Raw genomic sequence first — 20878 nt, 5'->3', positions numbered from 1 at the left:
TATATTGTATATTATAAGTTCCTTACAGCTTCCTTAAATTTTCTTCCTCTATCTTCATAACTTTCGAACAAATCGAAACTAGCACATGCAGGTGACAACAATACAGTATCTCCTTTTTGTGCTATTTTATATGCTACTTTTACCGCCTCTTCTGCTCCAGCTGTTTCAACCAAAACATCTACAACATTCGCAAACGTATCGATGATTTTTTGATTATCTAATCCTAAGCAAACGATTGCTTTTACTTTTTCTCTTACTAACGGCAATAAGTCTGAATAGTCATTTCCTTTGTCAACCCCACCTACAATCCAAACTGTTGGATTATCCATACACTCCAATGCATAAAAAGCCGCATTTACGTTAGTCGCTTTACTATCGTTAACGAATTCTATTCCATTTACCTTTTGCACTTTTTCTAAACGATGCTCAACCCCTTCGAAATCAGACAAGCTTTCTGCAATTGTTTCTTTTCTTACTTTTAGCAACCTTGCAGCCATTGATGTTGCCATCACATTTTTAGTATTGTGCTTTCCTTGTAATGTTAGTTCAGAAACCTTCATTAATTTTTCTTCTGTATTTAATTTCATTATTATCGTGTCTTGTCTTAAAAAAGCTCCGTACTCCAATTCTTTTTCTATCGAAAATGGCACTAATGTAGCTTTCGTTGTATTATTTTTTAACCAATTTTGAATTGCTTCGTCATCAGCATCGTATATTAAAAAATCATCTTTTGTTTGATTTTCCGTTATACGAAATTTTGAATTTATATAGTTGTCAAAATCATATTCATATCGATCCAAATGATCAGGTGTTATGTTGGTAATTACAGCTATATGTGGTTTGAAACTCTTGATTCCATCTAACTGAAAACTACTTAACTCTAGCACATATTCATCGTAATTATCATCCACAACTTGTTCCGCAAAACTGTCTCCTATATTCCCCCCTACTCCTACGTTCAACCCTGCTTTTTTCAACACATAATGTGTTAACATGGTTGTTGTAGTTTTTCCATTTGACCCTGTAATTCCTATAATAGTTGCATCTGTAAACTGTGACGCAAACTCAATTTCTGAAATTACTTGTACTCCTTCTGAATGTAGCTTTTGTACAAGGGCTACTTTATCTGGAATACCTGGACTTTTCATCACCACATCAGCATTTAGAATTTTACTTTCTGTATGCTGATTCTCTTCAAAATCTATTGAATTATGTAAAAGAACTTTTTTATATCGTTCTGCTATACTTCCTTTATCAGAAACAAAAACTTCGTATCCTTTTTGCTTTCCTAAAAGTGCTGTTCCTACACCACTTTCTCCTCCACCAAGCACAACTAATCTTTTCATTTATCTTAACTTCAATGTTACTATTGTAAATACTGCTAACAGGATTCCAATAATCCAAAAACGAACAACAATTTTACTTTCGTGATAATCTAACTTTTGGTAATGATGATGTAAAGGTGACATTCTAAAAATTCGTCTTCCTTCGCCAAATTTCTTCTTGGTATACTTAAACCAAGACACCTGTAGTATTACCGATAAGTTTTCAACCACAAATATTCCTGCTAAAACAGGCAACAACAATTCTTTACGAATAGCAATCGCTATAACTGCTATAATTCCTCCAATTGTTAAACTCCCGGTATCACCCATAAATACTTGTGCTGGATAAGTATTATACCACAAAAACCCAATTAGAGCCCCCGCGAAAGCCAATATAAACACCGTCATTTCTCCTGACTTTGGGATATACATCACATCTAAATAATCTGCAAATATGATATTCCCAGACACCCATGCAAAAATTGCTAAAGCGATGACCATGATTGCTGAAGACCCTGCTGCTAAACCATCAATCCCATCGGTTAGATTAGCTCCGTTAGAAACTCCAGTTACAATAAACACGGTAACAAAAATGAACACTATCCATCCATATTTTTCATATCCATCTCCTAAAAAGCTTAATGCTTTTGCATAATCTAACTCGTTGTTCTTTAGAAATGGAACTGTCGTTTTTGTTGATTTATGAGTCTCTCCAAATACTTTCTTTTTCCCATCAACTTGCACAACTTGTTCTGATGTTGGCAACTGCTCTTTAATGGTAACATCTGGGTGAAAATATAACATTGAACCTACTATCAGTCCTAGACCAACTTGTCCTAAAATCTTAAACCTTCCTTTTAAGCCTTGTTTATCCTTTTTAAACACTTTGATATAGTCATCAGCAAAACCTATGAACCCCATCCAAACAGTAGTTATTAAAAGAATTATAATGTATACATTCTCCAGCTTTGCCAGCAAAAGCACAGGTATTAATGTAGCAAGAATGATAATTACTCCACCCATTGTAGGCGTACCTGCTTTTTGCACTTGCCCTTCCAAACCTAAGTCTCTTACTGTTTCACCAACTTGTTGTCTTCTGAGATAATTAATGATTTTCTTACCAAAAATGGTAGAAATCAACAAAGACACAATGAACGCCATAGCCGATCGAAATGTGATAAACTGAAACACACTCGCTCCAGTTAAACTAAATTCACTTTCTAAGTATTGAAATAAATAATATAGCATTCGTTAGTGTTTTTTTAGTTGATTAAAACAATTGGTTACCTCTTCTAAATCATCAAAATGGTGACGTACACCATTAATTTCTTGATAGGTTTCGTGTCCTTTTCCTGCAATTAGTATAATATCTCCAGATTTTGCCAATTTACAAGCTGTTTTTATTGCTTGTCTTCTATCCAAAATAAATAGTGTTTTTTTATAATTTTCAGCAGCAACTCCAACTTCCATTTGATCTATAATGGACTGTGGGTCTTCAGTTCTTGGATTATCTGAAGTAAATATTGCTTGATTACTTAACTGTGATGCAATCATTGCCATTTTTGGTCTCTTTGACACGTCCCTATCACCACCACATCCCACAACTGTGATTACAGTTTCGTTTCCTGTACGAATATCATTGATAGTCTGCAAGACATTTTTTAAAGCATCAGGGGTATGTGCATAATCTACAATAGCCGTTACTCCTTCGGTTGAAACTGTATATTGAAAACGTCCGCTTACACTCTCCAACTCACTTACAATTCGTAAAATTTCTAATTTTTCAAGCCCTAACAATTCTGCCACACCATAAATAGCTAATAAATTGTATGCATTGAATTCACCAATTAGCTTTGTCCAAACTTCAACTCCATTAATTGTCAACAAGGTTCCTGAAAAACGTTTTTCTAACACTTTCCCCTTGAAATCTCCTATAGTTTTTAGCGCATAGGTTTGTTTATTAGCCTTCGTATTTTGCAACATTACTTGCCCATTTTTATCATCAATATTCACCAAAGCAAATGCTGATTTTGGCAAGGAATCAAAAAATGATTTTTTTACATCTCGATACTCCGCAAAGGTTTCGTGATAATCTAAATGATCGTGAGATAAATTTGTAAATACTCCTCCTACAAACTCTAATCCTTCTGTACGTTTTTGATGAATTCCATGTGAACTTACCTCCATAAAACAATACTCTACACCTTCTTCAACCATCATCGACAAGTACTTATTTATTGCAACTGAATTTGGTGTTGTATGGGTTGCCTTGTATTCGTTTTCATCAACCATTATTTTAACAGTTGATAATAATCCTACTTTATACCCAGCCTTTTTAAACAATTGATACAACAAGCTTGCAATTGTGGTTTTACCATTGGTACCTGTAACCCCTACTAATTGCAAGCTTTTTGACGGGTTGTTATAATAATTTGCCGCTAGTATAGCTAGAGCAGCATTTGAATCTTCAACTTTTATATACGTTACTTCTTCTTTCTTTTCTTCAGGCATCACCTCACACACTACAGCTTTAGCTCCAAGACTAATTGCTTTTTCAATATACTGATGTCCATCAACCGTCACTCCTTTTTGAGCTACAAAAACATCATTATCCTGCACTTGTCTACTATCAAACTGAATTGTATTTACAACAATATCAGTATTCCCGTAAACCTCATTTACCGCTACCTTATGTAATATGTCTTTTAAATTCTTCAACTATGATAATTTTAAATGTATCGTTGCTCCTTTTTGCACTTTTGCACCATTCTCAACTGACTGCTCTGTTACCTTTCCCATTCCAGAAAACTTAACCTTTAAACCCATGTTTTCTAACAAAGCAATGGCATCCATCCCACTCATACCTATCACTTTAGGCATGATCGTTTTATATTTTCTTAAGTTTTGGTAATACTCTTGGTATTCTTTATCAATTGCTTCATCTGATATTTCATCAGACACGTTTTGTTTATCCACTACAGTTGACGTGTAAATCTTCTGAGCAATTTCTTTAAATACCGGAGCCGCAACAGTAGCCCCGTAATACCCTTTTTCTTTTTTAGGACTGTGCACAACCACTATACAAGAGTACTTAGGCTCATCAGCTGGAAAGAACCCTGCGAAAGAAGCCACATATTTCTCATTGGAATAATACCCTCCTTCATATTCTCCTTTATCATTTTTAGTTCTAGGTATATATTTTTTAGCAGTTCCTGTTTTTCCCGCCATTGAAAAATTTGGAGAATACACGTTTTTAGCAGTTCCTTTTTTAACCACATCCTCCATTACTTTTCTCATTTTATCCAAAGTTTCCTGAGATGCTATTTTTTCTTTCAATACCTCAGTATCAAAATGCTGCTCTACTTTACCTCCCACTCGTAATTCTTTAACAAAATATGGCTTTACCAATTTCCCATTATTAGCCACAGCATTATAAAATGCTAATGTTTGCAAAGGAGTAAGAGAAACTCCATAGCCCCAAGCCATCCATTCTAACGAAGTTGGACTCCAACTTTTTTCTGAGGGGTCTGGGATATAAGGTTTCCCTTCTCCTTTTATTTTAACTCCCGTCATTTGGTCCAACCCAAATGATTTAATTCTATCCGTGAATTTTTTAGGATTTTTATCGTAATATTTCTGAATCACTTTTACCACACCTACATTCGAAGAAACTTCAAAGACTCTAGCTAAAGATATTTTTCCGTGCCCACCTCTTTTACTATCCTCAACCTTACGATTATTGATATAAATTCTTCCTTTCTCACAGTCCACTACCGTTGATGTATCTGCCACCTTATCCTCTAAAGCAACCATTAAACTCGCTAGTTTAAATGTCGAACCTGGCTCATGACTCTCCCAAACAGCATAATTCCTCTTTTCATAATACTTTCCATTAGAAGTCTTTCCTAAATTTGCTATTGCTCTAATCTTACCTGTTTCTACCTCCATCACTACAGCACAACCATGATCTGCTTCAAAACTCTCCATTTGCTTTAACAAAGCATGATGTGTAATATCTTGAATATTCACATCTATCGTAGTAATGATATCGCTTCCATCAATAGGTTCCTTTTCATTCACATCATTGATTGGCTTCCATTGTCCTTTTGCTATTTTTTGCTTTAAACGCCAACCATTTTCTCCTTCCATATAATCAGCAAAAGCCCCTTCAATTCCTGCACCTCCTCTATAATCGTCATATCCAATCGTACGTTCCGCAATTTTCCCTATTGGGTGTACTCGAACTGTTTTTTGTTCCGCTATAAAACCACCCCTATACACTCCTCGATTAAAAATTGGGAAACTTTTCATTCGCACATAATCATTATACCCAACATTTCTAGCTATTAGCAAATAACGATTCTTGCGTTTTTTTGCTTCTCTTAATTTATTTTGATAATAGCTAGACGGCTTTCCTAACAAACCAGAAAGCGACTCTGACAATGCGCGGATATTTTTTTCAAAAACTTCAGAATCTACCGCTTCCACATCCATACGAATGGTAAATTTAGACATAGAAGTAGCCAGCAAATTTCCATCTGCCGCATATACATTTCCTCTGTTTGCTACTATAGTATCGTTTTTTATGTTTTTTTCTAGAGATAATTGACGATACCTATCCCCTTCAACATATTGAAGTTTGAAAAGTCTAAAAATGATTACAACAAAGAAAAGCGTCATTAAAACAACTATTACATAGAGTTTGTTTAATATGCCTTTTTTTACTACCATTTTTATACTATTCTTTATTATATGTTACTTTTATTTTTTGGGGCGGCGTCTTAGCTGGAGACAATCCTTTATCTTTTACTTTATCACGAATATTACTCTCTAATTTCATTCGCATTAGTTGTGTACTCGTATCCACATCTTCTGCCCGCAGCTCTCTTTTCTTCTTATTCAACTCTCCTATTTGAACTACTTTAGCATCTGCGCTATGAGCACTATAAATCATAACTAACAACAGCACCACTACAAAAATCAGAATCCGCCAATTTTTAGACGAGCTTTCATCTGTAAGAAAACTTCCTCTTAAAAAATCGTAAATACCTTTTCTTATTTTAGACATTACTTTAGTGTTGCTATTCTTAGTTTTGCACTACGCGCTCTATTATTCTCTTTTATTTCTTCTTTTGTTGGCACTATCATTTTACCAACCTTCTTTAAAGGCTCGTTTGTATTACCATAAAAATCTTTTTCTGGCTCACCACTAAACAAACCTGTTTGTATAAATCGCTTCACCAACCTATCTTCTAACGAATGATACGATATTACACTCAACCTACCTCCTTCATTTAACAATTGTGGAATCTGTTGCAAAAATTCTTTCAACACCTCCAACTCTTGATTCACTTCAATTCGTATTGCTTGAAAAATCTGTGCTAGAATTTTATGCTCTTTCGCTTTTGGAAGAAATCGCTGCAACACTTCTTTTAACTCAAAACTTGTTTTGATTTCTTTATCTGCCCTAGCTTCAACAATTGTTTTCGCTAGCGTTCGTGCATTTCTTAATTCGCCATACAAAAACAACATATCCGACAATTGTTCTTCTGTATATTTATTGATGATTTTTTTTCCAGACAACTCAGACTTCTGATCCATTCGCATATCCAAATCAGCATCAAAACGCGTAGAAAAACCTCTTTCCGCTTCATCAAACTGATGTGACGACACCCCTAAATCCGCCAATACACCATCTACCTTCTTCACTCCGTAAAATCGCAAAAACCTAGAAATAAAACGGAAGTTTTCTCCAATCAACACAAAACGCGGATCATCAATTTTATTCTGCTGCGCATCTGGATCTTGATCAAAAGCAAACAACCTTCCTTTATCACCCAATCGACTTAATATTTCTCGCGAATGACCTCCACCTCCGAAAGTAACATCCACATACACTCCATCCTCTTTTATATTAAGCGCATCTACGCTTTCCTTCAGTAAAACTGGATTATGATAACTCATCTTCTCCTATATTACCCATTACTTCTTCTGCCAAATCAGCAAAATCAACAACAGCATCATCTATTACTTTTTCGTACTTATCCTTATCCCAAATTTCAATAATGTTTACCGCAGATGAAAGCACTACTTCTTTTTCAATTTCTGCGAACTGACACAAATCTTTTGGAATTAATATCCTACCGGAAGCATCCATTTCTACCACTTTCACTCCAGCAGTAAACCTCCTGATAAAGTCATTATTTTTCTTTACAAATCGATTCAATTTGTTGATTTTTGCCATCACCAAATTCCACTCTTGCATAGAATACAACTCCAAACAAGACTGAAACACAGAACGTTTAATCACAAACCCTTCTTGCAACACAGAAGACAACTGCTTCTTGAAAGCCGATGACATCATCATCCTTCCTTTAGCATCTACCTTGCACTCATATGTTCCAATTAAACTTACCACGTAAAGAAACTATAGTTTGCATCAAAAATAAAAAATATTTACCACTTTTTACCACTTTTTACCACTTTGTTAATAAGTTTTGGTTTTTTAGTTAAAAAACTGAGCCTAAGAACTTTCCAAACCATCCTTCTGCCAGAAATAATAAAAATGAAAATATGACAAAAAAGAACTACATTTGTGGTTAAGTCAAATCAGAAATCTATGACTGAATTTTTAAAGAAAGAAGGCAAATTTACATACGCAGAAGCTGGGGAAGGAAGCCCAATTATCATACTTCATGGTTTAATGGGTGCACTAAGTAATTTTGACTCTACGTTTAATCATTTTTCAAAAAAAGGATACAAAGTTTTTATTCCAGAATTACCTCTATACACCCTACCCATCCTAAAGACGAATGTTAAAAACTTAGCTAAGTTTTTACATGATTTTATCGAATTTAAAAACCTTGAGGGAGTAACTTTATTAGGAAATTCTTTAGGTGGTCATATTGCTTTATACTATACAAAACACTATTCTGAAGACATTAAAGCATTAGTTTTAACTGGAAGCTCAGGACTATATGAAAACTCTATGGGAGACAGTTACCCAAAAAGAGGTGATAAAGAATTTGTAAGGAAAAAAGCACAGGATGTTTTTTACGACAAAGCTATTGCTACTGATGAACTTGTAGACCAAGTATACGATGTTATCAACGATAGAAATACGCTAATCAAAACTTTAGCTATTGCCAAGAGTGCTATTCGCCATAATATGGCTAAAGATTTGCCTAAGATGAAGCAACCTACTTGCTTAATTTGGGGAAAACAAGACAGCGTTACTCCTCCTGAAGTAGCAGAGGATTTCCATAGATTATTACCTGATGCCGATTTATTCTGGATTGACAAATGTGGTCATGCTGCTATGATGGAAACTCCTGATGAGTTTAATGAAATTTTAGAAAACTGGTTTATAAGCAGAAGTATATAACTTCTCAAGCACCTAACATTATGAAGATAAAATCTGCTGAGTTTGTAATGAGTAACAGCAATGTTATTAACGCCCCAAAAGAACGTATTCCAGAATATGCATTTATTGGTCGTTCTAATGTTGGTAAATCCTCATTAATTAACATGTTGATGGAACGTAAGGATTTGGCTAAAACTTCTGGTAAACCAGGAAAAACACAACTTATCAACCATTTCAAAATTAATGACGAATGGTTTTTAGTGGATTTACCAGGATATGGTTATGCAAAAGTTTCTAAGAAAAAGCGACAAATCTTTCAATTTTTTATTGAAAACTACTTTAAAGAGCGTGAACAATTGGTTTGCACCTTTGTTTTAATTGATTCTCGCCACGATCCACAGAAAATAGACTTGGACTTTATGCAGTTTTTAGGTGAAAATCGCATTCCATTTTGTATTGCTTTTACAAAAGCCGATAAATTAGGAAGTTCAAAACTTAACAAACAAATCACCTCTTATAAAAAGAAATTATTAAACTATTGGGAAGAACTTCCAATGTCGTTTGTTACTTCTTCATCAACAGGAATGGGGCGTGATGAGTTTTTAAACTTTATCGACCAAGTAAACGAAGACGTTGCTGATAGTTTTAAATAACCTTTCAACTACACACAAGGCACTACCTGTTATATATTATGCACTCTACAAAAGAAAACTTACAAGTTTTATATGAAGATAACCATATTATAGTGGTTAATAAACGTGCAGGTGATATTGTGCAAGGTGATAAAACAGGCGACAAACCGCTTTCGGATGTTGTAAAAGAATACATCAAAGAAAAATACAACAAACCTGGAAATGTTTTTTTAGGAACGGTTCACCGATTAGATCGTCCTACTACTGGTGTTGTTATTTATGCACGTACTTCTAAAGCTTTAGAACGGTTAAATAAGATGTTACGCGACAAAACTATTAAAAAGACCTACTGGGCAGTAGTCCAGCAACAACCTCAAAAAGCTGCGGACACTTTAATAAATTATCTAAAAAAGAATCCAAAGAATAATAAATCTACTGCTTTTACTAAAGAAGTTGAAGGCAGCAAAAAAGCCATACTTCACTACAAAATACTTAAAAATTTAGATAATTATTCGTTACTAGAAGTCGATTTAGAAACGGGACGCCATCATCAAATTCGAGTACAATTATCTAACATTGGCGCTATTATCAAAGGTGACTTAAAATATGGAGCCAAAAGAAGTAATAAGGATGGAAGTATCCACTTACATGCTCGAAAAATTGAATTCGCACATCCAGTAAGCAAAGAATTGATAAAACTTACTGCTCCAACTCCATCTGATCCTATTTGGGATGCTTGTTTGTAATTTGTATATTTAGACAAATTTCACTCAACCAAGATGAAAGCTCTTAAATTTTTAGCGATTTTAATACTTCCTGTTACTGTTTACATTTCGTTTACCAATACAGGTTGGCTAACATTGCTCCCTTTGCTCGTTTTTTTTGGTTTGGTTCCACTACTTGAATTGCTATTCAATCCAGACAAAGAAAATCTTAGCACAGAGCAAGAAGAGCGAGAAAAAGAGAACAAACTGTATACCTATATATTATACACAACAGTTCCTCTTCAATTAGTTTTTTTAGGCTGGTTTTTATGGATGATGAAAGACATTGAATTAACTACCTTAGAATACATAGGAAGAATTTCTGCTATGGGGCTAATGTGTGGTGTTATTGGTATTAATGTAGGTCATGAACTAGGACATCGCAATAATCGATTTGATGAATTATTGGGTGAAATTTTATTATTAACATCTTTAGATACTCATTTTTTACCATACCATAATGCAGGACATCACTTTAATGTAGCTACTCCCAATGATGCTGCAACGGCAAGAAAAAATGAAGTAGTATATTTTTTCTGGATTCGTTCCCATTTTCAAAGTTATTATCAAGCTTGGGAAGCAGAAAACAAACGTCTAAAAAACTCAGACAGAAACTGGTTTCATCTCCAAAACAGAATGCTAATCTATACACTTTGTAACATTCTATTATTAGTAGGCATTTTCTATTTCTTCGGACTAAAAGCACTATTCACCTTTGTAGTTGCTGCAGTTTTTGGAATTTTATTACTAGAAACTGTAAATTATATAGAACATTACGGACTGCTGCGTAAACAAAACGAAAAAGGGCGATACGAGCGTGTAAAAAGAACCCATTCTTGGAATTCTGATCACAGAATTGGCATGCTAATGCTATTTAATTTATCTCGTCACTCCGACCATCATTATAACGGAAGTAAACATTATCAACTCTTAAAATCGTTACCTGAAAGCCCACAGATGCCTACTGGTTACCCAGGTATGATGCTCGTTGCATTAGTTCCACCATTATGGTTTTCAATAATGAATAAAAAATTACAAGACTTATAGCTTATGAATATTCCCGAATTGGTTCAGTCGCAAAAAAACTATTTTGCTACGCAACAAACCAAAGATATTTCCTTTAGAAAAAATGCTTTAAAAAGGTTGCAAAAGGAGCTTATTGCTAGAGAAAAAGACATTATAAAAGCATTGCACGATGATTTTAAAAAATCGGAATACGAAGCAGTAATGACCGAAACTTCTATTGTGTTAGCTGAATTAAAAATGGCAATAAAAAACATACATTCATGGAGCAAACCTCAACGTGTGTTACCGTCGTTACTAAATTTTCCTTCCTCTGCAAAAATTTATAAAGAACCTTACGGAACTGTACTTATCATTGCTCCTTGGAATTACCCTTATCAACTGGCCTTTGCACCTTTATTAGGCGCTATTGCGTCAGGAAATACAGTCGTATTAAAACCTTCAGAGTTGACACCTCATACGAGTAAAATTACCAAAGAAATTATTGAAACTGTTTTTGGTAAAAATCATGTAGCTGTTGTTGAAGGTGGCGTAGATGTCTCTACTGAATTATTAGCACAACGTTGGGATTATATTTTCTTTACAGGTAGTGTTCCTGTAGGTAAAATTGTTGCTAAAGCCGCAGCAAATCATCTTACCCCTGTTACTTTAGAATTAGGCGGAAAAAGTCCGTGTATTGTTGATGAGACTGCCAATATTAAATTGGCCGCTAAACGTTTGGTTTGGGGGAAATTTATCAATGGCGGACAAACCTGCATTGCTCCTGATTATTTATTGATTCATACATCGGTTAAAGAACAGTTTATACAGCAATTTAAAGAAGAAATTTTTAGGGCTTATGGAGAGAACCCTCAAAACTCTCCTGATTTTCCACGTATTGTAAACACTCGAAATTTTGATCGTTTAGCCATCATGTTAGAAAATGAAAATTGTGTAATTGGCGGACAAACCGATAGAGACGATTGCTACATTGCTCCCACATTAATTGACGAACCTAGTTTGGATAGTGAAGTAATGAAAGGTGAGATTTTCGGACCAATTTTCCCTCTAATTTCTTACGAAAATGAAGCCGACATTGAAAAAATCACTGCTAAATATGATAAACCTTTAGCTTTATATGTATTTACCAATCGAAACTCATTTGCTAAAAAAATGATTCAACGTTATTCGTTTGGTGGCGGAACCATAAACGATACCACAGTTCATTTTGCCAATCATAGATTACCTTTTGGTGGTGTGGGAGAAAGTGGTATAGGTGGTTATCACGGAAAGCAAACGTTTGATACATTTTCACACAAAAAAGGGGTTGTTTCTCGCGGAACTTGGCTAGATATTCCAACTCGATATGCTCCATACAAAGGAAAATTACAACAATTAAAAACCTTAATGAAACTGGGATAGTTTTCTAAAAAAGAACCCAAACTTTATAAGTTATGACAGAAAAAACCGTATCAGAAGCAGTTAACTATCGTCGTTCGGTAAGAGTGTATGACTCTGAAAAACCAATAGACACTGCTATTGTAAAAAAATGCTTAGAACAAGCAAGTTTAGCACCTACCAGTAGCAATATGCAACTATGGGAGTTTTACCATATCACTTCTAAAGAAATGATGCACAAAATAGCTCCGTTGTGTTTTAATCAAAATGCTGCTAGAACTGCGCAACAACTAGTAGTATTTGTAGTTCGTAAGGATTTATGGCACAAACGCGCTAAAGCCAACTTAGCTTTTATGGACAAAACTTTTGGAGTAGACAATCCGAAATCAGAACAAAGTAGTAGAGAAAAAGTAGCACGTAACTACTACGGAAAACTGATTCCGTTTACCTATTTTGATATTTTTGGGATTTTTGGCTATATTAAATACTTGATGATTCTTGTTATAGGGCTTTTCCGCCCTATTTATCGTGAAGTTCGCAATAGTGACATGCGTGTAGTCGCCCATAAAACATGTGGATTAGCCGCACAAACCTTTATGTTATCGATGGCTGCTGAAGGTTACGACACATGCCCCATGGAAGGTTCCGATACTTGGCGAATTAAACGTTTATTAGGCTTACCTCGTAGTGCAGAAATTAATATGGTTATTTCTTGTGGTATCCGTAAACCAGAAGGAGTGTATGGCGAGCGTTTTAGAATTCCTTTTGAGGAGGTTTACAAAGAGATTTAAAACAAGTACATTAATAAAGAATTCCCAAGTGCTTGATTTTAAAAAAAAGAGCTTAGGTTTTTAAGCATAAAAATTAATTATCCCAAAAAGTTGAAACTTCTTTACAAAATTCATTAATGTGAAATAAAATCGATTTATTTTCTTGTTGCGTGTTATAACGAATTTTTAATTGAAAATATTTTTCATCTAATTTGTCTTTCTTTACTCCAAGAATCTCTGGGGAAAATTCGGGAGAATTTTCAACTATTGAATATAGGTAATAAAGTGATTGATTTTTAAGTAAAAACTCCTTCATTTCAACATTTTCACATTTAACTTTAAACAAATCTCCCTTAGTTGACCTTAAAATTCTTCCCAAAAAACCTCTTTCAGTTATTTTAAAATTACAGCTATCTTTCTTAGGTCTTACTTCACAGGAAACTTGGCAAATATGTCTATCACCTAATGCTCCGCCGTCTATCATTGAAGGTTTAGTAAACTCCGATTGTCTATACTCATAGTTGAATATAATTTCCGAATCTTTATACTTATAGTTTAAAGTATATTCATAAAAAGGCATGTAAGTATTACCATTCCACCATCTCCCCTTCTTTAAAACTAAATTTCCTTTCTCTTTTTCTTTTAAATTTTTAAAATACTCTTCCATCAGTCATTCGCTTTCGGTAAAAACACCAATTTATTTTTACTCTTCTTTATATCCGCCTCATTGAGGCTCATCTTTACAAACTCACCATCTACATATTTTTGTGCTTGGTCTTTATAATACGGGCTAAACACATTTCCCGATTGCCCTGTTGGCAAAATAGCAATGCTGTTTTCTACATCAGAAAAATCAATTACTCTACGTGTTGAAGGTCCTCCGTGAATTTTATACACTCCCCTGCTATCCAACTTAAAAATTTGGTTGTTGATTACCTCATTTCCTCCTATGGTTTCAAACGGACCAACATTAAAAAATTTACGTAATAATCCGCCTGCTTTACCAATAGCGTGCTCATACTCCACAGAAATTACACGGTTCCATGTCCAATCATCTACATTTTCTCCTAGTTGGTTTTGTAAAAATGTAATGGCTTTTTGAAAAGCTGTTGTGATTATTTCATTTCTAGTTTCAACTTTATCTGTAGTTGAAATATCATCCCACCAAACCGATTGCTCTCTTTTAGCTTGTTCAGCTAATACCTGATCTTGTAAGGGTGTATCTATAAACAACTGAAAACTGTCTCCCAACTCATCTTTAAAAGTAGCAGTTAAAAATTCGTACAAAAATCGATTGTAAATCGTTGGTGCTACATTGGTTTTGGCATATTCTCCATCCCATTCTTCTAATATCAAATACGCTTTTGTAGCTGACGGAGATAGTGATGACTTATCTACACTTGTTAACAACTCCCTTCCAATTTCTGGAACCACCGACGAAGTAACATCGTAAATCATTTCAGCCACATCCTGTTTGGTAAAATCATTTTTAGGCTCTAATAACTGAACAATTCTCTTAGCTCTATCTTCTGGTTGATAATAGCCGGGGTATAGTTTACCTCTCACTAAATCGGGTTGATTATTTGCTGAATACACATAATTCCAACTCGGGTTTTCTGCTTGTGGATTTTCTTCAAAATCTAAATACTCTATAATTTCGTCTTTTCCTGAAGCTCCATTTAAGTACATTTTAGAAGACAAACTATCTCTTAATTGATATAATTTAGCCGATGCAAACCAACCTACATTCCCTTTAGCATCTCCGTACATTACATTCAGTCCTGGAGCATGAATTTTAGCAGTTCCTGTTTTAAAATCTTGTAACGAATTTGCATGTGACATTTTATGCGATGCTTCTAGCAATTGGTTAGGCAACTGTGTATAAATCCAGTTCATTGCTACTGGTTTTTCATCTGTAATATGCTCTATCAATCCGTTCATAATCGGACCGTGTTTACTCACTTTTACTTGATAGGTAGTATCTTTTCCTCCTTTAACTTTTATGTGTTTTTCTAACAACTCATATTTCTGATATCCTTCAGGAGTTTTATACTCCATCGAATTTTCTGGGTTGTTTTCTTCTTCATAAAAATTCAAGTCATCATTTGCTAGCATCGTTAAACCATATGCATAGTCTTTATTATGTCCTAACAACGGAAACGGCATCAGTGCTAAATTAAAACCGTAAACCTCAAAATCAGGGGTTTTAATATGATTCTGATACCAAACCGAAGGTTGTGAAAAGTTAATATGTGGATCGTTTGCAAAAATTACCTTTCCGTTTTTGGTTTTTGGTGGTGCAATTACCCAAGAATTACTTCCTATAAAAGGAGCCACTGGTAATTGATCCATAATTTCACCCACCGCTAAAGACAACTCTGCTTTAATTACTTTTTTATTGGTGGTTTTATTCAGCGTTAAATTTTCATTGAACGAGTTAAGCAATTCATTTACATACGGTTCTCCCAATTTCTCTTTTACTTCTGTTAGTAACGGATCTGTCTTATGTGCTATCGCAAAGCTAAATGCCATGTAACCAAAAACATTGTACACATCTTTAATCGTATAGTTTTCTTTATCCAATCCCACTAAATAAAACTCTAAAGGCGTTGCCCCCTCCTCTATAAACTGATTGACTCCATTTAAATAAGCTTCTGTTAATTTATAAGCTTCTGAGTTTTTATCCAACTCTCGAATTGTTTTTTTCGAAGCTTCTTCAATTCCTAATCCCGAGAAAAACTTATCTACTTTTACCAAATCTTTTCCGAAAATTTCCGCTAATCTTCCTGCAGCAATTCTTCTAATCAATTCCATTTGCCATAACCTGTCTTGAGCATGTACATAACCTAGAGCAGTATAAGCATCTTGCTGATTCTGTGCATTAATGTGCGGCACACCTACCTCATCATAATACACAGTGACTTTCTCAGAAATAGAGGCGAGTGGTAATTCACCTTTATACGTTGGATGCAAGGTTTTGGTAAACAACCAAACACCAATACACAATACAACTAATAACAGTAAAACAATTTTTAAAGACTTTTTAAATAATTTCATTAGGAATGATTTTCTTCAAATATAACAGATTTATCACTCTTTCTTAAACTTGACTAAAAGTGTAATTTTTACACAGTATCGTTTTTGTTTTACACACTTTTTACACATTCATAAAATATACCTCCTCTAAACACAAAACACATAAACACCCTATTTACAACACATTAAAACAATTTTTAGTTTTAATCCATATTCATGGCATACTTATTTCAATATTGCGAGCAGACAATAAATAATTTATAATTAAAAAATTTAAAATCATGAAAAAATTAGTTTTAGCAGCAGCCATTTTAGCAGGAGTTTCAACTTATGCAACTATTAACAATACAACTTCTCCTATTAATTCAGTATACACTGTTATTGACAATGACTTTCAAGAAGTTTCTTTAGACAAGTTACCAGCTGCAGTAGTTGAATCTATTAAAAAGAATTTTCCTAAAGCTACATTAAGTAAAGCTTTTATAAACAAAAAAGAGCAATACAAATTAGAAATTAGTGTTGATAACAAAAACCAAACACTTTATGCTGACAAAGAAGGAAATTTGTTAGACGAAAAAGAAGTTAACAACACTAAGAAATAATTTTCTTATTTCCCCTCAATTTTATCGATAAAAGAGCGTTTTCATGTAAAGCGCTCTTTTTATTTTTATAAAGAGTTAACACAACCTATTTTTAAATAGACATTTTTCATGAAAAAGATTTTATTGGTAGAGGACGATGTTACATTTTCTAATATGTTAAAGCATTTTTTAGAGCGACATCAGTATACTGTTGAGGTTAGCTATACTATTAAAAATGCTTCCGTTCTATTAAAAAAACATTCCTATAATTTAATTTTTACCGATTTACGCCTTCCTGATGGTAACGGTATAGATTTACTTAAGTTAAGTAAAGATAATAACAGTAATATCCCTGTTGTTTTAATGACTAGCTATGCTGAGGTTTCAACGGCTGTTCAAGCAATGAAACAAGGTGCTTTTGATTATATATCCAAGCCTTTTAATCCAGATGAAGTTTTAGAAGTCATCAATAACGCTCTTGAAGTTAAAACTAGACAAGTTACCGAAACTAAAAAAGAAATCAAAAAAGTTTCAAACTCTAATGTTATTTCTGGTATAAGTGCAGCTTCCAAAAGTCTATATGAACATATTCATTTAGTTGCCCCAACCGATATGTCTGTTCTTATTACAGGTGAAAGTGGTACAGGTAAAGAAGTGGTTGCAAACACAATTCACACCCAAAGCTTACGTAAAGACAAACCTTTTATTGCAGTTGATTGTGGAGCCATACCTAAAGAAATTGCTTCAAGTGAATTTTTCGGACATCAAAAAGGATCTTTTACTGGAGCTATAAATGATAAAATTGGACATTTTGAGGCAGCAAATGGAGGAACTCTTTTTTTAGATGAGGTTGGAAACTTAAACTATGAAAGTCAGGTACAATTGTTACGTGCTTTACAGGAAAGAAAAATTAAGCCTGTTGGGAGTAGTAAGGAAATTATGGTAGACATTCGTTTGATTACAGCTACCAATGAGGATCTATTACTAGCTGTTGAAAAAGGAAATTTTAGAGAAGATTTATACCATCGCTTAAATGAATTTTCTATCAAGGTTCCTAGCTTAAAGGATAGAAAAGATGATTTAATTCTTTATGCAGACTTCTTTTTAGAAAAAGCTAACAAGCAACTCAACAAATCAATTGCTGGATTTTCTCAGGAGGTAGTAGCTTTATTTCAACAATATAATTGGCCCGGAAACTTGAGAGAATTATCCAATGTTATAAAAAGAGCTACACTTTTATCTCAAACTGAAATTATAGAAAAGGATGTTTTACCTGAAGAATTAAAAAATACTGAAACTCAATACAGTTTACCTAATGAGTTTTCAACTAAAGAAAATGAAAAAAAACTAATTATTAGAGCTTTACATGAGGCCGACAACAACAAAACTAAGGCTGCAAAACTTTTAAATATTACCAGAAAAACCCTGTATAATAAATTAAAAGAACATAAGATTAGTTAAGAGAGCTTTTTACTTCAATTAAAAAGCTTTCTAACTCTTTTTCAAAATCTTTCCATGAAGTTTTATTGATTTCTTTACTAACCTCAAACTCTTCTAAGAAATCAACCAGTTTAGTAGCTTTTAATTGCTTAAACATCCCAAGCATTTTATGGCTAAGATTATTAAATTCTTGTAAGTCACTCTTGGTTATAAATTCCTTCAATAACAATACATTTCCTTCTGTATCTTTTAAAAAGGATTCTAATGTTTTCTTTATCTCTGCTTCATCATTATTCAAAAATGTTTTTAACGAAGTAGTATCAAAACTATTTGCTATTTTGTTATCAAAGTAACCATTAACTACATCTTTATCTTGTGTTTTAAAATCAAAAAAACGCTGTAAAATTTCTTTTAATCTTATAGTGTTAATAGGTTTGATTAATGCATCTGAAAAACCGTTTTCAATATATTCACTTTCCGATAAATTCGCTCTTCCTGTCATTGCGATAATGGGCTGACCTATATAAGAATTGTGTTTCTTTAAAGTTTCCATAAAATGAATACCGTTCATTTTAGGAAGCTGTATATCAGTTAAAACCAAATCATATGCAATATTATCAATTTTATTTAGTGCATCTTGAGCATTGCCAAAAGAAGTTACCGTAATTCCCAGTCCTTCTAAAACATTTTTTAAAAGTAATCTCAAAGAAGTATCATCTTCTACCACTACAGCGTGAATATTAAGCATTTCTTTTTGAGAATTTGCTTCATATTCTTTTAGTTTTCCTTCGGCAAGAGTAACAGGTATAAATAATGAAAATCTACTTCCTTTCCCTAAACTACTTTGTAAAGTTAAAGAGCCTCCTAAAAGCTCTGCAAGCCTCCTAGAAATGGTTAAACCTAATCCAAATCCATTTTGACCATTCTCTTTTTCGTGTACTTGTGTAAATTCTTTAAACGCTTTTTCTTGTTTATCTTTACTTATTCCTACTCCTGTATCAATTACTGTAATCTCTATATAGTTTTGTTCTTTTACACTTCTCAATTTACTCTGTATTGTTATAGAGCCTTGTTTTGTAAACTTACATGCATTGGTAACTAAATTATATAGTATTTGTTTTATTCTAAAAGGATCGCTAACAACTAATGAGTCTATTTTTTCATCGTGTTTCACATATACTGAAATAGGTTTGTTCTGAACTAAATTTTTAGCACTATTAGCTACTTCTTCTATGTTTTTCTTCAAGTCAAAAGGAATAGCTTCAATAGTTATTTTGCTATTCTCTAATTTGGAAAACTCTAAAAGATCTCCTACAAGCTGCCCCATATACACTGATGCATTTTGTATATGCACAAGATAATTTTTCTCTTTAGTATTCGTAATTGATTTTTGCAACAACTCGCTAAAGCCAGAAATTGTACTTAAAGGAGTCCTTAAATCATGACTTACCATAGATATTAACTGCTCTCTACTTTTTAAAAGTGATGAGGTTACGGAATTCGCACTTTCTAATTCTTGCCTGTAATGCTGACTCCTCCAAAAATCATTTAAAATAATTATTGAGAACAGTACAATTATAACAAAACCAACTCCAGTAGCTAATAAAATTATGTTTTTGCTACGCCCAAGTGTTTCTTCATGCTTTTTATGAGCCTGATTTGCGTTAAAAATAACATCTCTTTCCAGCACACTTAAAACCTCCCGTAACTTTCTTGAAATAGTGATATCATTTTCAATTAGCTCTCTTTCTTTTATTCGAAGAAACCTACGCTTAATGTTTGTTTCTCTTTGTGCTTTTTGAAGTATTTCTTTAGACGCTGAAACTAAAGAATCAATTTGTTTTTGTTCTTCGGCATTAACAGGTTTTTCTTCATCTTCGCTATCAAATAACTTCAAGTATCTTTCTAAACTTAATCCTGTTTTTTTATTAAAAGCTTCAGGGTTATCAACAAGATCTTTTACCGTCCCTTTTCCCAAAAGCGAATCTATTGACCCTAACTTATCTATTGCTTCATTAATAGACTTTTCAGAAGCATTTCTTTGGGTTAACCTCCTTAAGCTGGTTATGTTTTTTCGCTTTTTATTCAAAACCAACTTAACACTATCTAAAATTGATTTCTTTGACACATCTTTTGCCTGAAAATTAAGCGAATCAATCTTTTTTAATAATGACTTGTTTTCTGTTACATATTCATTATACCGCTTATAAGAATTCAACTGAATAGCAGCTCTCCCCAAGTTCTCATTTTCATATATATCGGCAATTAACCCTCCCGTTTGTATGATATTATTTCTGTCAGAAACACCTTGTTTTTGTATTTCTATATATGTTTTTATTTCAGAAAACAACAAGATTCCCGAGATGACAGCTAAAATTGCTAGAGTAGCATACCCTATTAATACTTTAAAAGCTATTTTACGTTTAGATATCTTCATACAACAATACGCTAATTTTAGTCTCTTTTCCTTTACAAAACGCTCAGTTTTAGCCTTTGTTGCTTTGAGATTTACTTATTAAATAAACTATTTTATTGCAGTTATTATTTTCTATAAAGCTCCTAAACAA

General features: G+C 33.5%; 18 protein-coding genes. 8 read left to right on the top strand and 10 right to left on the bottom strand.

Annotated elements, in window-relative coordinates; translation table 11 throughout:
- Nucleotides 1–11: 11 nt before the first annotated feature.
- The 7 genes from murD to mraZ are packed head-to-tail and all read right to left on the bottom strand — an operon-like array spanning nt 12 to nt 7743.
- Nucleotides 12–1346 carry a UDP-N-acetylmuramoyl-L-alanine--D-glutamate ligase gene (murD, locus tag ACQY6M_RS06100; RefSeq protein WP_428741295.1) on the bottom strand — a complete coding sequence of 445 codons (1335 nt, stop codon included), beginning with the start codon at nt 1344–1346 and terminating at the stop codon, nt 12–14.
- A complete protein-coding gene (gene mraY / locus ACQY6M_RS06095; protein ID WP_428741296.1) occupies nt 1347–2573 on the bottom strand; it encodes a phospho-N-acetylmuramoyl-pentapeptide-transferase in 1227 nt (408 codons plus the stop codon).
- Between the two features lie 3 nt (nt 2574–2576).
- Nucleotides 2577–4043: a UDP-N-acetylmuramoyl-L-alanyl-D-glutamate--2,6-diaminopimelate ligase gene (locus tag ACQY6M_RS06090; RefSeq protein ID WP_428741297.1), complete on the bottom strand. Its 1467-nt coding sequence runs from the start codon at nt 4041–4043 to the stop codon at nt 2577–2579.
- The gene (locus ACQY6M_RS06085; RefSeq protein WP_428741298.1) at nt 4044–6056 is read right to left on the bottom strand and encodes a penicillin-binding protein; all 2013 of its coding nucleotides are present in this window, start codon (nt 6054–6056) and stop codon (nt 4044–4046) included.
- A 7-nt stretch (nt 6057–6063) separates the two neighbouring features.
- Nucleotides 6064–6393 (bottom strand): FtsL-like putative cell division protein, encoded by a 330-nt coding sequence (locus tag ACQY6M_RS06080; protein WP_428741299.1) that lies wholly within the window; start codon nt 6391–6393, stop codon nt 6064–6066.
- A complete protein-coding gene (gene rsmH, locus ACQY6M_RS06075) occupies nt 6393–7289 on the bottom strand; it encodes a 16S rRNA (cytosine(1402)-N(4))-methyltransferase RsmH (protein ID WP_428741300.1) in 897 nt (298 codons plus the stop codon). The genes ACQY6M_RS06080 and rsmH overlap by 1 nt, the downstream gene beginning before the upstream one ends.
- Nucleotides 7276–7743 carry a division/cell wall cluster transcriptional repressor MraZ gene (gene mraZ / locus ACQY6M_RS06070; protein WP_428741301.1) on the bottom strand — a complete coding sequence of 156 codons (468 nt, stop codon included), beginning with the start codon at nt 7741–7743 and terminating at the stop codon, nt 7276–7278. The genes rsmH and mraZ overlap by 14 nt, the downstream gene beginning before the upstream one ends.
- Nucleotides 7744–7944: 201 nt before the next feature.
- On the opposite strand from mraZ, the gene ACQY6M_RS06065 reads away from it, so the two are divergent.
- From ACQY6M_RS06065 to ACQY6M_RS06040, 6 genes are read left to right on the top strand one after another with little or no spacing between them, the layout of a single operon-like run.
- Complete coding sequence (locus ACQY6M_RS06065; protein WP_428741302.1) at nt 7945–8709, top strand: alpha/beta fold hydrolase; 765 nt, start codon at nt 7945–7947, stop codon at nt 8707–8709.
- Between the two features lie 20 nt (nt 8710–8729).
- A complete protein-coding gene (gene yihA, locus ACQY6M_RS06060; RefSeq protein WP_428741303.1) occupies nt 8730–9341 on the top strand; it encodes a ribosome biogenesis GTP-binding protein YihA/YsxC in 612 nt (203 codons plus the stop codon).
- Nucleotides 9342–9379: 38 nt separating this feature from the next.
- Complete coding sequence (locus ACQY6M_RS06055; RefSeq protein ID WP_428741304.1) at nt 9380–10066, top strand: RluA family pseudouridine synthase; 687 nt, start codon at nt 9380–9382, stop codon at nt 10064–10066.
- Between the two features lie 33 nt (nt 10067–10099).
- Nucleotides 10100–11131 carry an alkane 1-monooxygenase gene (locus ACQY6M_RS06050; RefSeq protein ID WP_428741305.1) on the top strand — a complete coding sequence of 344 codons (1032 nt, stop codon included), beginning with the start codon at nt 10100–10102 and terminating at the stop codon, nt 11129–11131.
- A 3-nt stretch (nt 11132–11134) separates the two neighbouring features.
- Nucleotides 11135–12508, top strand: coding sequence for an aldehyde dehydrogenase (locus tag ACQY6M_RS06045; RefSeq protein ID WP_428741306.1), 1374 nt, complete (start codon nt 11135–11137; stop codon nt 12506–12508).
- 32 nt (nt 12509–12540) lie between these two features.
- Nucleotides 12541–13275: a nitroreductase family protein gene (locus ACQY6M_RS06040; RefSeq protein ID WP_428741307.1), complete on the top strand. Its 735-nt coding sequence runs from the start codon at nt 12541–12543 to the stop codon at nt 13273–13275.
- Nucleotides 13276–13348: 73 nt separating this feature from the next.
- On the opposite strand, the gene ACQY6M_RS06035 is transcribed toward ACQY6M_RS06040, so the two are convergent.
- Together ACQY6M_RS06035 and ACQY6M_RS06030 are read right to left on the bottom strand one after the other, a co-directional pair.
- A complete protein-coding gene (locus ACQY6M_RS06035) occupies nt 13349–13921 on the bottom strand; it encodes a hypothetical protein (protein ID WP_428741308.1) in 573 nt (190 codons plus the stop codon).
- Complete coding sequence (locus ACQY6M_RS06030) at nt 13921–16311, bottom strand: penicillin acylase family protein (RefSeq protein WP_428741309.1); 2391 nt, start codon at nt 16309–16311, stop codon at nt 13921–13923. Before ACQY6M_RS06030 ends, ACQY6M_RS06035 begins: the two co-directional genes overlap by 1 nt.
- Before the next feature lie 260 nt (nt 16312–16571).
- Between ACQY6M_RS06030 and ACQY6M_RS06025 the strand changes: the two genes are divergently transcribed.
- Nucleotides 16572–16892 carry a PepSY-like domain-containing protein gene (locus ACQY6M_RS06025; protein ID WP_428741310.1) on the top strand — a complete coding sequence of 107 codons (321 nt, stop codon included), beginning with the start codon at nt 16572–16574 and terminating at the stop codon, nt 16890–16892.
- Between the two features lie 108 nt (nt 16893–17000).
- Nucleotides 17001–18332, top strand: a complete 1332-nt coding sequence (locus ACQY6M_RS06020; RefSeq protein ID WP_428741311.1) for a sigma-54-dependent transcriptional regulator — start codon at nt 17001–17003, stop codon at nt 18330–18332.
- On the opposite strand, the gene ACQY6M_RS06015 is transcribed toward ACQY6M_RS06020, so the two are convergent.
- Nucleotides 18325–20748 (bottom strand): ATP-binding protein, encoded by a 2424-nt coding sequence (locus ACQY6M_RS06015; protein ID WP_428741312.1) that lies wholly within the window; start codon nt 20746–20748, stop codon nt 18325–18327. The two genes, ACQY6M_RS06020 and ACQY6M_RS06015, sit on opposite strands and share 8 nt — an antisense overlap.
- Nucleotides 20749–20878: the final 130 nt, after the last annotated feature.

Origin of the sequence: Tenacibaculum sp., from assembly GCF_050290165.1 — a bacterium.
GTDB lineage: Bacteria > Bacteroidota > Bacteroidia > Flavobacteriales > Flavobacteriaceae > Polaribacter.
Note: the sequence above shows the minus strand (reverse complement) of the source record. Positions and strands in the feature narration are given on the sequence as shown.

Coding starts and splice junctions, on each gene's coding strand:
- murD (WP_428741295.1), bottom strand. CDS start 1,346: ATGAAAAGATTAGTTGTGCTTGGTGGAGGAGAAAGTGGTGTAGGAACA.
- rsmH (WP_428741300.1), bottom strand. CDS start 7,289: ATGAGTTATCATAATCCAGTTTTACTGAAGGAAAGCGTAGATGCGCTT.
- ACQY6M_RS06050 (WP_428741305.1), top strand. CDS start 10,100: ATGAAAGCTCTTAAATTTTTAGCGATTTTAATACTTCCTGTTACTGTT.
- ACQY6M_RS06080 (WP_428741299.1), bottom strand. CDS start 6,393: ATGTCTAAAATAAGAAAAGGTATTTACGATTTTTTAAGAGGAAGTTTT.
- ACQY6M_RS06035 (WP_428741308.1), bottom strand. CDS start 13,921: ATGGAAGAGTATTTTAAAAATTTAAAAGAAAAAGAGAAAGGAAATTTA.
- ACQY6M_RS06065 (WP_428741302.1), top strand. CDS start 7,945: ATGACTGAATTTTTAAAGAAAGAAGGCAAATTTACATACGCAGAAGCT.
- mraY (WP_428741296.1), bottom strand. CDS start 2,573: ATGCTATATTATTTATTTCAATACTTAGAAAGTGAATTTAGTTTAACT.
- ACQY6M_RS06025 (WP_428741310.1), top strand. CDS start 16,572: ATGAAAAAATTAGTTTTAGCAGCAGCCATTTTAGCAGGAGTTTCAACT.
- yihA (WP_428741303.1), top strand. CDS start 8,730: ATGAAGATAAAATCTGCTGAGTTTGTAATGAGTAACAGCAATGTTATT.
- ACQY6M_RS06045 (WP_428741306.1), top strand. CDS start 11,135: ATGAATATTCCCGAATTGGTTCAGTCGCAAAAAAACTATTTTGCTACG.
- ACQY6M_RS06030 (WP_428741309.1), bottom strand. CDS start 16,311: ATGAAATTATTTAAAAAGTCTTTAAAAATTGTTTTACTGTTATTAGTT.
- ACQY6M_RS06085 (WP_428741298.1), bottom strand. CDS start 6,056: ATGGTAGTAAAAAAAGGCATATTAAACAAACTCTATGTAATAGTTGTT.
- ACQY6M_RS06015 (WP_428741312.1), bottom strand. CDS start 20,748: ATGAAGATATCTAAACGTAAAATAGCTTTTAAAGTATTAATAGGGTAT.
- ACQY6M_RS06020 (WP_428741311.1), top strand. CDS start 17,001: ATGAAAAAGATTTTATTGGTAGAGGACGATGTTACATTTTCTAATATG.
- ACQY6M_RS06055 (WP_428741304.1), top strand. CDS start 9,380: ATGCACTCTACAAAAGAAAACTTACAAGTTTTATATGAAGATAACCAT.
- ACQY6M_RS06040 (WP_428741307.1), top strand. CDS start 12,541: ATGACAGAAAAAACCGTATCAGAAGCAGTTAACTATCGTCGTTCGGTA.